At 70.2% G+C, this 12,180-nt stretch carries 8 protein-coding genes; 7 read left to right on the forward strand and 1 reads right to left on the reverse strand.

What is annotated here, in order from left to right; genetic code table 11:
• Window positions 1–397: 397 nt before the first annotated feature.
• The 4 genes from PV410_RS42320 (at window position 398) to PV410_RS42335 (ending at window position 4,155) form a co-directional block, all read left to right on the forward strand.
• The gene (locus tag PV410_RS42320; protein ID WP_500332023.1) at window positions 398–1,048 is read left to right on the forward strand and encodes a PadR family transcriptional regulator; all 651 of its coding nucleotides are present in this window, start codon (window positions 398–400) and stop codon (window positions 1,046–1,048) included.
• Window positions 1,049–1,071: 23 nt separating this feature from the next.
• The gene (locus PV410_RS42325; protein ID WP_499512904.1) at window positions 1,072–2,154 is read left to right on the forward strand and encodes an inositol-3-phosphate synthase; all 1,083 of its coding nucleotides are present in this window, start codon (window positions 1,072–1,074) and stop codon (window positions 2,152–2,154) included.
• Between the two features lie 99 nt (window positions 2,155–2,253).
• Window positions 2,254–3,543, forward strand: a complete 1,290-nt coding sequence (locus PV410_RS42330; RefSeq protein WP_500332024.1) for an MFS transporter — start codon at window positions 2,254–2,256, stop codon at window positions 3,541–3,543.
• Between the two features lie 132 nt (window positions 3,544–3,675).
• Entirely contained in the window at window positions 3,676–4,155 is a 480-nt protein-coding gene (locus PV410_RS42335; protein WP_500332025.1) for an LppU/SCO3897 family protein, read from the forward strand.
• 85 nt (window positions 4,156–4,240) lie between these two features.
• Here PV410_RS42335 and PV410_RS42340 read toward each other — a convergent pair whose 3' ends face one another.
• Window positions 4,241–5,656, reverse strand: a complete 1,416-nt coding sequence (locus PV410_RS42340; protein ID WP_500332026.1) for a CCA tRNA nucleotidyltransferase — start codon at window positions 5,654–5,656, stop codon at window positions 4,241–4,243.
• A 160-nt stretch (window positions 5,657–5,816) separates the two neighbouring features.
• Between PV410_RS42340 and PV410_RS42345 the strand changes: the two genes are divergently transcribed.
• The 3 genes from PV410_RS42345 to PV410_RS42355 all read left to right on the forward strand — a co-directional run bounded on the left by PV410_RS42345 (window position 5,817) and on the right by PV410_RS42355 (window position 12,170).
• Window positions 5,817–8,219, forward strand: coding sequence for a DUF6049 family protein (locus PV410_RS42345; protein ID WP_500332027.1), 2,403 nt, complete (start codon window positions 5,817–5,819; stop codon window positions 8,217–8,219).
• A gap of 33 nt (window positions 8,220–8,252) precedes the next feature.
• On the forward strand, window positions 8,253–10,316 hold the full coding sequence (gene murJ / locus PV410_RS42350; RefSeq protein WP_500332028.1) for a murein biosynthesis integral membrane protein MurJ: 2,064 nt from the start codon (window positions 8,253–8,255) through the stop codon (window positions 10,314–10,316).
• 120 nt (window positions 10,317–10,436) lie between these two features.
• Complete coding sequence (locus tag PV410_RS42355) at window positions 10,437–12,170, forward strand: protein kinase family protein (protein WP_500332029.1); 1,734 nt, start codon at window positions 10,437–10,439, stop codon at window positions 12,168–12,170.
• Window positions 12,171–12,180: the final 10 nt, after the last annotated feature.

Consider the following 12,180-nt stretch of genomic DNA (forward strand, 5'->3'; position numbering starts at 1 on the left):
GCCCGGCCGTCGCCGGGCGACTGCGGCGGCTTGCGACGGTGCTCGCTCATGAACAGCTACTCCTAGGACAGGCGGAATCGCCTGAAAGCGGCAGTTGATTTCCGGTCCCCCCGGCGTGCGATGACCGCACTGCACCAGGGACAAGGACGCTCACTGGCGTCACACGGTTCCCGGTGCTCTGCATGGCGAACAGAGTACGCACGGTCAAAAGAGGTTCTAGCCAGATGTTCATCACATTCCGGGCGGTTGACGGTGGACGGATTTCGTGATGTGACGCCGGTCACCGTGAGCCGCCTTGCCGTACCGGGGAACTCGTTCTATCGTCTCGATGTATCGAGTCGATACATCACGGCGAGATAAGAGGCGACGAAGGCACGGACGGGAGGGACACGAGGGCATGAGCAAACGCTCCGGCATCCTCGAGTTCGCCGTCCTGGGCCTGCTGCGCGAATCCCCGATGCACGGTTACGAGCTGCGCAAGCGGCTCAACACCTCGCTCGGTGTGTTCCGCGCGTTCAGCTACGGCAGCCTCTACCCCTGCCTCAAGACACTGGTCACCCAGGGCTATCTGGTCGAGGAGACCGGCCCTGACCCCGATCCGCTCGCCGCGCCGCTGTCCGGCCGACGGGCCAAGATCGTGTACCGGTTGACGGCGGCCGGCAAGGAGCACTTCGAGGAGCTCCTCGCCCACTCCGGCCCTGACGCGTGGGAGGACGAGCACTTCGCGGCTCGTTTCGCCTTCTTCGGCCAGACGTCCAGGGACGTACGGATGCGTGTCCTCGAGGGGCGGCGCAGCCGCCTCGAGGAGCGCCTGGAGAAGATGCGCGCGTCCCTCGCGCGTACCCGTGAGCGGCTCGACGACTACACGCTCGAGCTGCAGCGGCACGGCATGGAGTCGGTGGAGCGAGAGGTCCGCTGGCTGAACGAGCTGATCGAGACCGAGCGGGCAGGGCGTGACAAGCAGCCCCCGGCCGCTCCGTCCGCCGATGCCGAGCAGGACAACCAACAGGAAAACGGCGGACCCGGCACGCGCCGGGGACCCGCGTGACGATTACACAGGGAGCAACCGGAATGGGTTCGGTTCGCGTAGCCATCGTTGGCGTGGGCAACTGCGCCGCTTCGCTGGTGCAGGGTGTCGAGTACTACAAGGACGCCGACCCGGGCACCCGCGTGCCCGGCCTCATGCACGTGCAGTTCGGCGACTACCACGTGCGTGACGTCGAGTTCGTGGCGGCCTTCGACGTGGACGCGAAGAAGGTCGGTCTCGACCTCGCGGACGCCATCGGTGCCAGCGAGAACAACACCATCAAGATCTGCGACGTGCCGCAGAAGGGCCTGACCGTCCAGCGCGGCCACACCCTGGACGGTCTCGGCAAGTACTACCGCGAGACCATCGAGGAGTCCGCCGAGGAGCCGGTGGACGTCGTGCAGATCCTCAAGGACCGCCAGGTCGACGTGCTGGTCTGCTACCTGCCCGTGGGTTCCGAGGACGCGGCGAAGTTCTACGCGCAGTGCGCCATCGACGCCAAGGTCGCCTTCGTCAACGCCCTCCCGGTCTTCATCGCCGGCACCAAGGAGTGGGCGGACAAGTTCACCGAGGCCGGTGTGCCGATCGTCGGTGACGACATCAAGTCGCAGGTCGGCGCCACCATCACGCACCGCGTGCTGACCAAGCTCTTCGAGGACCGCGGAGTCATCGTCGAGCGCACCATGCAGCTGAACGTCGGCGGCAACATGGACTTCAAGAACATGCTCGAGCGCGAGCGCCTGGAGTCCAAGAAGATCTCCAAGACGCAGGCTGTCACCTCCCAGATCCCCGACCGCGACCTGGGTGAGAAGAACGTCCACATCGGCCCCTCGGACTACGTGGCCTGGCTGGACGACCGCAAGTGGGCGTACGTCCGTCTCGAGGGCCGTGCCTTCGGCGACGTGCCGCTGAACCTTGAGTACAAGCTCGAGGTCTGGGACTCCCCGAACTCCGCGGGTGTCATCATCGACGCGCTGCGCGCGGCGAAGATCGCCAAGGACCGCGGCATCGGCGGCCCGATCCTGTCGGCGTCCTCCTACTTCATGAAGTCCCCGCCGGTGCAGTACTTCGACGACGAGGCCCGCGAGAACGTGGAAAAGTTCATCCGCGGCGAGGTCGAGCGCTGAACAGCGGCTTAACCCCCGTCACCACTCGTCGTACGACGCGACCGCACAGGCCCCCGGGTATCGCACCCGGGGGCCTGTGCGTCATGTGAGGCTGTGCGCATGCCCGTTGTCCGTGATCTCCGTGTGCTGCTGCGCTTCCGGGACTTCCGCCGGCTGCTGACGGTGCGGCTGCTGTCCCAGCTCTCCGACGGGGTCTTCCAGGTGGCGCTGGCGGCCTACGTGGTCTTCTCCCCGGAGAAGCAGACCTCGCCGGCCGCGATCGCCTCCGCGATGGCGGTCCTGCTGCTGCCGTACTCGCTCCTGGGGCCGTTCACGGGCGTCCTGCTGGACCGCTGGCGGCGCCGGCAGGTCCTCCTCCACTGCAACCTGCTGCGGGCGGCGCTCTCCGTCGGCACCGCCGTGCTGATGCTGCTGCGCGTCCCGGACTGGCTCTTCTACCTGTCCGCCCTCTCGGTCACCGGCATCAACCGCTTCGTGCTCGCGGGCCTGTCGGCCGCCCTGCCCCGGGTCGTCGACGGCGAGCGCCTGGTCATGGCGAACGCGCTGTCCCCGACCGCCGGCACGCTCGCGGCCACCGCCGGCGGGGGAGCGGCCTTCCTGGTGCACCTGGTGCTGGCCGAGGGCACCCGCTCCGACGTCCTGGTCGTGGTGCTGGGCGCCGTCCTCTACCTCTGTGCCGGGCTCGCCGCACTCACCCTGGGGCGGGACCTGCTGGGGCCGGACCCGTCCCGCATCCAGCCGCGGGTGGGCGAGGCGCTGCTCAGCACCTTCCGCGGCCTGGTGCACGGCTTGGGGCATCTGCGCCGGCGGCCGCGCGCCGCACGCGCGCTGGCCGCGATGACGGCGATGCGCTTCTGCTACGGCGGGCTCACGGTGACGGTGCTGATGCTCTGCCGCTACGCCTGGGCGGGATCCGACGGGACCGGCCGTGGAACGGCGGACGGACTGGCGCTGCTCGGGCTGGCGGTCGCCGTCTCGGGTGCGGGCTTCTTCGCGGCGGCCGTGCTCACCCCCTGGGCCACGGGCCGCTTCGGCACCTTCGGATGGATCACCGTCTGCGCGGGTTCGGCCGCCGTCCTGCTCCCCGCACTGGGCCTCCCCTTCGAGCCGGCGCCGGTGCTGGCGGCGGCCTTCGTGCTGGGGCTGGCCACCCAGGGGGCGAAGATCGCCACCGACACAGTGGTCCAGTCCTCGATCGACGACGCCTACCGGGGGCGCATCTTCTCGATCTACGACGTGCTGTTCAACGTCGCCTTCGTCGGCGCCGCAGCCATCTGCGCGCTGGTCCTCCCGCCGGACGGTCGCTCCGTGGGGCTCCTCCTCGGGCTCTCCGCGGTCTATGCGGCGGTGGCGGTCGGCACCGCCGGGACTCCGCGTCGTTTCACGTGAAACACGAAGATCACCCCGCGTCCGCCCGTTTCACGTGAAACACATGCCCCGGCGGATGGGCTGTCCGACCCCTCCAGTAACGTTCGCGCGTTCACAGGAACTGACAGGTTCATCCCAGGGAGGGGAACGACCATGGCGACTCCGCCGCCCGACAACACCAACATTCCGGCCCCGCAAGGCCAGCCCGGCGCCTTCCCGCCGCCCCAGGGCCAGCCCGGCGCCTTCCCGCCCCCGCAGGGTCAGCCCGGCGCCTTCCCGCCGCCTGCCGCCCCGCCGCGGCGCGGCAGAAACATCGGCAAGCGCATCATCGGCGTGATCGTCACCATCGTGGTCATCATCGGCGTGCGATTCGCCTTCTCCCAGTTCGACCAGACCGACGCCGAGACGTCGAAGGTCGGCAGCTGCCTCCACAACAAGGGCACCGAGCAGAGCCCGGACCTGGTGGACGCCGACTGCTCCTCCGGCGATGCACAGTTCAAGATCGTCAAGAAGTTCGACGACTCGACCGACCAGAAGCAGTGTGAGTCCGTCACCGAGTCGGACGTCTACTACACCCAGTCCGGGACCGACTTCAACAACGTGGTGCTCTGCCTGCAGACCATCAGCAAGTGACGGGACGGGCGTTAAGGCCGAGGGGGTCGTGTTTCACGTGAAACACGACCCCCTCGGCACGTCCACGGCCCGGACGGGGTGACGCTCAGCCCTGCGCGGCCCACCACTCCTTCAGTGCGGCCACAGCGGCCTCCTCGCCCAGCGGACCGTTCTCCAGGCGCAGCTCCAGCAGGTGGTTGTACGCCTTGCCGACCTGGGGGCCCGGAGGGATGCCCAGGACCTCCATGATCCGGTTGCCGTCCAGGTCCGGCCGGATCGCGTCCAGCTCCTCCTGGCCCTTCAACTGCGCGATGCGCTCCTCGAGCCCGTCGTAGGTGCGCGACAGGGCCCCCGCCTTGCGCTTGTTGCGGGTCGTGCAGTCGGAGCGGGTCAGCTTGTGCAGCCGGTCGAGCAGCGGTCCGGCGTCCCGGACGTAGCGCCGGACGGCGGAGTCGGTCCACTCCCCGGTCCCGTAGCCGTGGAAGCGCAGGTGCAGCTCGACCAGCCGGGCGACGTCCTTGACGGTGTCGTTCGGGTACTTGAGCTTGGTCAGCCGTCCCTTGGTCATCTTGGCGCCGACCACCTCGTGGTGGTGGAAGGAGACCCGTCCGTCGGGCTCGAAGCGCCGGGTCCGCGGCTTGCCGATGTCGTGCAGCAGCGCCGCGAGGCGCAGCACGAGGTCCGGCCCCTCCGTCTCCAGTGCCATCGCCTGGTCCAGGACGGTCAGCGTGTGCTCGTAGACGTCCTTGTGGCGGTGGTGCTCGTCACGCTCCAGGCGCAGCGCCGGCAGCTCCGGGAGGACCCGTGCGGCCAGGCCGGTCTCCACCAGCAGCTGCAGGCCCTTGCGGGGGTGGTCGGAGACGACCAGCTTGTTGAGCTCGTCCCGGATCCGCTCGGCGGAGACGATCTCGATGCGGTCGGCCATCTCCGTCATCGCCGTCACGACCTCGGGAGCCACCTCGAAGTCCAGCTGGGCGGCGAAGCGCGCGGCGCGCATCATCCGCAGCGGATCGTCGGAGAAGGACTCCTCCGGGGTGCCGGGAGTGCGCAGCACGCGCTGGGCGAGGTCACCGAGCCCGCCGTACGGGTCGACGAACTCCGCCTCCGGCAGGGAGACCGCCATCGCGTTGACGGTGAAGTCCCGGCGGACCAGGTCCTCCTCGATGGTCTCCCCGTAGGAGACCTCCGGCTTGCGCGAGGTGCGGTCGTAGGCCTCGGAGCGGTAGGTGGTCACTTCGATCTGGTAGCCGTACTTCCGGCAGCCGACCGTGCCGAAGGCGATGCCCACCTCCCAGACGGCCTCCGCCCACCCGCGGATGATCTTCAGTACCTGGTCGGGCCGGGCGTCGGTCGTGAAGTCGAGGTCGTTGCCGAGCCTGCCGAGCAGGGTGTCGCGGACCGAGCCGCCGACGAGGGCAAGCCGGAATCCGGCGTCCTTGAAGCGACGGCCGAGCTCTTCGGCCACCGGCGCGATCACCGGCGCGGTCTTCAGGGTCTGGGGGGCGTTGTTGGCATTCGGCACAACAGAAAAGGGTACGTGGCCATGCGCCCCGCGGCGGACCGGTTTACCGGCATCCGCGATCTTGCCGACGCCTCCGCGCCCCCGGACTGTATCGATCTTGTGGCCCACTCACAGCACTTTGGGTCTTCGAGCATCGTTACCATTCCAGGACGCACATCCGATGACGACGAGGGACGGCCAGCGCGTGGGCGAGGCGGCACAGCACCCCGGAGGCACTCCGGCCCGTTCGAGGCTGCGCCGGGCCACGGCACTGCTCGTGGGCGCCACCCTGTTCACCGGCCTGGTCCAGGCCCGTACGGCTCCCGCGGCGTACGCGGAGGGCTCCGACGGCCGGGCCGTGGACGTGTCGGTGAACTCACTGTCCCCCACCGTGCCGGCCAAGGGCGACACCCTCACGGTGACCGGCACCGTCACGAACAAGAGCAAGCACACCGTCAGCGGTGCCCACGTGGGCGTGGAGATCGCCCCTCAGGGCCCGCTGGGCAGCCGCAGCGCCATCAGCGGCACCTCCACCAGCGCGCCCCACACCGCGGCCGACGGCGAGGAGATCCCCGGGCACACCGTGCCCGTCGACGACCTGCCGGCCGGCATCAGCCGCAGCTTCACCCTGGAGGTCCCGGTCAAGGACCTGGACCTGGGCCGGGACGGCGTCTACCAGCTCGGGGTCTCCCTGACCGGGCGGACCAGGGACCGCGGCTACGACGAGTACCTGGGGATCGAGCGGACCTTCCTCCCCTGGTACCCGGACGGGGACGCCAAGCCGACCCGCTACACCTTCCTGTGGCCGCTGATCGACCGCCCGCACCTCGCCGTGCGCAGCGAGAGCGACGACCAGCAGAGCCCGATCTTCCTCAACGACGACCTCGCCGCGGACCTGGCGCCCGGCGGCCGTCTTCAGCAGATGGTGGCGCTCGGCCGGGACCTGCCCGTCACCTGGGTCATCGACCCGGACCTGCTCGCCACGGTCGACGCGATGACGCGCCGGTACCAGGTCGCGGGGCCCGAAGGTGATCTCGACCACACCACGTCCGGCACCGGGACCGACGACGCGAAGCGCTGGCTGAACAGCCTCAAGGAGGCCGTCGCCGGGGACGAGGTCGTCGCCCTGCCCTTCGCCGACCCCGACCTCGCCTCGATCGCGCACCACGGCAAGAGCGTCCCGGGCACCCTGAACCACCTCAAGACCGCCACGGAGCTCGCGACCACGACGGTGGAGACCGTCCTCAACGGCGTGGTCACCCCCGACACGGACGTCTCCTGGCCCGTGGAGGGCGCCGTCGACCCCTCCATCGTCGACGTGGCCACCTCGGCCGGCGCCGACAAGGTGATCGCCCGCAGCGACAGCCTCGGCGAGCCCGGCGGCCTCAGGTACACCCCCACCTCGGCGCGGCCCATCGGCGGGGGCACCACGGCGGTGGTCGCCGATTCCGGGCTCTCCAAGGCCTTCCAGGGCGACATGACGTCGGCCGGGACCTCGACCCTCGCGGTGCAGAAGTACCTGGCCCAGACGCTCATGATCACGATGCAGGCGCCCGACCGGCAGCGCAGCATCGTCGTCGCCCCGCAGCGCATGGCCAAGGCCTCACAGGCGCAGGCCATGGCCCAGGCCATCACGGAGGTCGCCGCCGGCGGCTGGGCCGAGACCGTCGACTTCTCCGCGGCGGCGAAGGCCACCCCCGACCCCAAGGCCAACCGCACGGTGCCCGGTACCGGGTCCTACCCCAAGCGCCTGCGCAAGCAGGAGCTGAGCACCGCGGCCTTCCGCCAGATCCAGGCGACCCAGGGCGAGCTCGACGACTTCATGGCCCTCCTGAGCAAGCCCGACCGGGTGCGGACCCCCTTCGGCAACGCACTGATGCGCTCGATGTCCACCGAGTGGCGCGGCTCCCCCCGGGGGTCGGCCGCCTACCGCACGGCCATCTTCGACTACCTGTCCGACCTGATGAGCCTGGTCTACCTGCTCCCCAAGACCGGGACGCTCACGCTGTCGGGCCGCAGCGGCACCATCCCGGTGACCGTGAAGAACGAGCTCGGCCAGACCGTGCAGGGCCTGGAGCTGCGCCTCACGTCCAGCCAGGGCAACAGCCTCGACCCGGGCGAAGCGCAGCCCGTGACCGTGGAGGGCGGCCACACCCGCTCCCTGAAGTTCGAGGGAACCGCCGCCCGCAACGGACTGAACACGGTCACCGCCCAGCTGTACACGGCGGACGGCGCCAGGTTCGGCTACCCCATCACCTTCCAGGTGGATGTCACCTCCATCACATCCACCGTCATGCTGGTGATCGCCGCCGGGCTCCTGCTGCTCGTGCTGGCGGGCGTCCGGATGTACCACCAGCGCAAGCGCCGCGCGGCCGCCGGGGGCGAGGACGACGACACTGATCCGTCCGAGGACGACGCGGACCCGTCCGGGGACGGGGACACGGGCGAGGACGAGGACGACGCCGCAGAGGGCACCATGGGTGACCGGGACGGCGTCGAGGACGAGCAGCCGGGTGACCTGGCGCCGGACACCTCCCCGGAAAGTACGGACCCGTCCGGGACGGGTGAGAAGGTGGACCGATAGCCAGCGAGCCATGGCCGATGAGGTGGGGCAGAGATGAACGCACCGTACGACGGTGAGCGCGAACGGGAAGCCGGGGAGCGGTTTCCCGAGCAGCCCGGGCAGTACCCTGCCGCGCCCGACCCGTACCTGCAGGACACCTACGCCCGCGACCCGTACCAGCGGCAGGATCCGACCGCGCAGGACCCGGTGGGCGAGGCGCTGTACGACCGCACCGCGCACCCGCCGGCCCAGCCCCATGCCTACGGGCCGCCGTACGCGCACCAGGAGCCGTACCGCATGCCCTACGCCGACGACGCCAACACCCGGTACGTCGGCGTCGACGAGCTGGTCTCCCACGCCCCGGACGAGGACGGGAGGTCGGCGCGGCCGGACGAGTACGCCCACCTCTTCCGCGACGAGCCGGTGCAGACGGCCCCGGCGGAGCCCGAGCCCGCGGCGGAGCCCGTGGCCGGGAAGTCCGGCGGACGGGCCGGCAGCATCCTCAAGTCCAGCGCGCTCATGGCGGCCGGCACCCTCGTCTCCCGGGTCACCGGATTCCTCCGCACCCTGGTCATGGCGGCCGCGATCGGCGTCGGCACGCTGAACGACGGCTACCAGGTCGCCAACACCCTGCCCACGATGATCTACATCCTGGTCGGCGGCGGCGCCCTCAACGCGGTCTTCATCCCCCAGCTGGTACGGGCCATGAAGAACGACGACGACGGCGGCGAGGCCTACGCCAACCGCCTGCTCACCCTGGTCGTCGTCGGACTGGCAGCCGTCACCGCCGTCTGCGTGATCGCCGCACCGGTCTTCATCCAGGCGATGTCCCACGACATCGCCTCCGACCCGGTCAGGTTCGAGGTCGCGGTCACCTTCGCCCGCTACTGCATCCCCACCATGTTCTTCATGGGGGTGCACGTCGTCCTCGGGCAGATCCTCAACGCCCGCGGCCGCTTCGGCGCGATGATGTGGACCCCGGTCCTCAACAACGTCGTCATCATCGCCACCTTCGGCGCCTTCATCTGGGCCTTCGGCTCCTTCACCGACACGCGCGTCTCCTCCGGGACCATCACCCCTGACGGGGTCCGGCTGCTGGGCCTCGGCACCCTGCTGGGCCTGGCGGTGCAGGCGCTGGCGATGCTCCCCTACCTGCGCGACGCCGGCTTCCGGATCCGGCCGCGCTTCGACTGGCGCGGCCACGGCCTCGGCCACGCGGCGAAGCTGGCCAAGTGGACCTTCTTCTTCGTCCTCGCCAACCAGGTCGGCATGATCGTCCTCACCCAGTTCGCCACGGCGGCGGGCGCGGCGGCCGAGAAGACGGGCCACGAGGGCGCGGGCATCACCGGCTTCAACTACGCGCTGCTCCTGTGGCAGATGCCGCAGGCCATCATCACCGTCTCCGTGATGACCGCCGTGCTGCCGCGGATCTCCCGCGCCGCGGCCGACGGTGACGCCGCCGCCGTCCGCGACGACCTCTCCTACGGCCTGCGGACCTCGGGCGTGGCCGTCGTGCCCGCCGCGTTCGCCTTCCTCGCCCTCGGCCTCCCCATGGCCACCCTGCTCTACAGCAGCTCCGGAGAGGGCGCCCTGAACATCGGCTACATCCTGATGGCCTTCGGCCTCGGGCTGATCCCGTTCTCGGTGCAGTACATCGTCCTGCGCGGCTTCTACGCGTACGAGGACACCCGCACCCCCTTCTACAACACGGTCATCGTCGCCGCCTGCAACGCCGTCGCGGCCGCCGTCTGCTACTTCGTTCTCCCCGCCCGCTGGGCCGTGGTCGGCATGGCGGCGGGGTACGGCCTCGCCTACACGATCGGCGTCGGAGTGGCGGTCAAGCGGCTGCGCAGGCGCCTCGGCGGCGACATCGACGGCAAGCGCGTGGTCCGCACGTACGCCAGGCTCTTCGGTGCGTGCATCCCCGCCGCTGCGGGCGCCGGCGCCGTCGTCTACGGTGTCTCGCAATCGCTGGGTCACGGCGCTGCCGCATCGTTGCTGTCGCTGGTGCTCGGCGCCCTTGTGCTGGGCGGGATCTTCTTCATCGCCGCCAAGCGCATGCGCGTCGAGGAACTGACGGCCATGGTCGGCATGGTCAGGGGCCGGCTGGGCCGCTGACGGCGCCCAGCGCGCAACCTTCGTGGGCCGTCGTGTGTCGTGCATAGCGGTGGACTGTTGGCACAATTGTCCTCGGCTGTGTTGTCAGATCTTGCAACGGATGGGGAGGCAGGAACGACGGTGGCGGAACGGAGCACGGCTGCCGTCGGAGTGGCCAACGAGGGCGGCGAAGAGCAGCTCGCCGCCCACACGGACGGGGCCACGGCCGACGAGGCGACGGACCGGAGCGAAGAGCAGGACGCGCCAGAGCAGACCATCCCCGAGGAGACAGCACCGACCAAGTCCGAGCCGCCGGAGCTCCACAGCGGCCACAAGCTCGCCAAGCGCTACCGCCTGGAAGAGTGCCTCACCCGTTCCGACGGCTTCAGCAGCTGGCGGGCCGTCGACGAGAAGCTGCGCCGCGCCGTGGGCATCCACACCCTGCCCGCCGACCACGGCCGGGCCCGTTCGGTGCTGGCTGCGGCCCGCTCCGCCGCCCTGCTCGGTGACCCCCGTTTCGTCCAGGTCCTCGACGCGGTCGAGGAGAACGACCTCGTCTACGTCATCCACGAGTGGCTCCCGGACGCGCGCGAACTGACCGCCCTGATCACCGCCGACCCCCTGGAGCCGCACGAGGCCTACCAGATGGTCAGCCAGATCTCCCAGGCCATGGCGGCCGCCCACCGTGAGGGGCTGGCCCATCTGCGGCTCGGCCCCGACGCCGTCCTGCGCACCGACTCCGGCCAGTACCGCATCCGCGGTCTGGCCGTCGCCGCCGCGTTGCGCGGGATCTCCTCCGAGCGCCCGCAGCGGGAGGACACCGAGGCCATCGGAGCCCTCCTGTACGCCTCGCTCACCCAGCGCTGGCCGTACCCGGAGGACGAGCACGGGCTCACCGGCCTCCCCAAGGACGTCGGCCTGGTCGCGCCCGACCAGGTGCGGGCAGGGGTCCACCGTGGGCTGTCGGAGCTGGCCATGCGTGCCCTGGTCAACGACGGGGCGACGGCCTCCCGTGAGCCGGAGCCCTGCACCACCCCCGAGGAGCTGGCCAAGGCCGTCACCGCGATCCCCAAGATCCGGCCGCCCGAGCCGGCGATGGCGCCCTACTCGCGCACCACCTACCAGCAGGGCTCCTACCGCCAGACCGGCGCGGGCCCCGCGTCCCCCGGCGCCACGGCGTCCCTCCCCGCCGCGCCACCCCCGGCCCTGCCCGGCCGCACCGGCAAGGCCCTCAAGTGGTCCGTCTCGGCCCTCCTCATCGTCGCCCTCGGCCTCGGCAGCTGGCAGCTCGCGGAGACCCTGATGGACCGCGAGAACCAGGCGAGGTCCGGAGGGACCTCCACCTCCCACAACACGGGCGGCGACGGCGGCAGCGACAACGGCGGCGCGAACCAAGTGACGCTGAAGCCGCTGCCGGTCCAGGACGCCGCCGAGTACTACCCGGACGGCACGCCGCAGCACACCGACCAGGTGAAGCTCACCTACGACCAGGACGCCGGGAGCTACTGGCGCAGCAGGAGTTTCCAGAAGGGCCCGGTGCTCGCCCCCTACAAGAAGGGGGTCGGCATCGTCTACGACCTCGGTGCCGTGAAGAAGCTGAGCACGGCGACGATAGGCCTCTACTACGGCGGAGACCACACCACGGTCGAGCTGTACGCAGCGGACTCGTTGTCCTCGTCGGCCGACCTCTCGGGCATGAAGAAGATCGCCACGGTCAAGACCTCCGGTCGTTCCGCCAAGCTCACGACGAAGCAACCCGTGGAGACGCGGTACGTTCTCGTCTGGCTGACGGCCATGCCCAACTCTCCGGCGGACAACTTCAGCGGGTCGGGGTACAAGCAGGCCATCACCGACGTGAGGTTCGAGGGGCAATAGCCCCGCGGGG

Source organism: Streptomyces sp. PA03-5A, from assembly GCF_033792725.1.
Taxonomy (GTDB): domain Bacteria; phylum Actinomycetota; class Actinomycetes; order Streptomycetales; family Streptomycetaceae; genus Actinacidiphila.

Bases quoted from the DNA above. Each gene is read 5' to 3' on its own strand.
- PV410_RS42320 (WP_500332023.1), top strand. From the start codon at position 398: ATGAGCAAACGCTCCGGCATCCTCGAGTTCGCCGTCCTGGGCCTGCTG.
- PV410_RS42325 (WP_499512904.1), top strand. From the start codon at position 1,072: ATGGGTTCGGTTCGCGTAGCCATCGTTGGCGTGGGCAACTGCGCCGCT.
- PV410_RS42330 (WP_500332024.1), top strand. From the start codon at position 2,254: ATGCCCGTTGTCCGTGATCTCCGTGTGCTGCTGCGCTTCCGGGACTTC.
- PV410_RS42335 (WP_500332025.1), top strand. From the start codon at position 3,676: ATGGCGACTCCGCCGCCCGACAACACCAACATTCCGGCCCCGCAAGGC.
- PV410_RS42345 (WP_500332027.1), top strand. From the start codon at position 5,817: ATGACGACGAGGGACGGCCAGCGCGTGGGCGAGGCGGCACAGCACCCC.
- murJ (WP_500332028.1), top strand. From the start codon at position 8,253: ATGAACGCACCGTACGACGGTGAGCGCGAACGGGAAGCCGGGGAGCGG.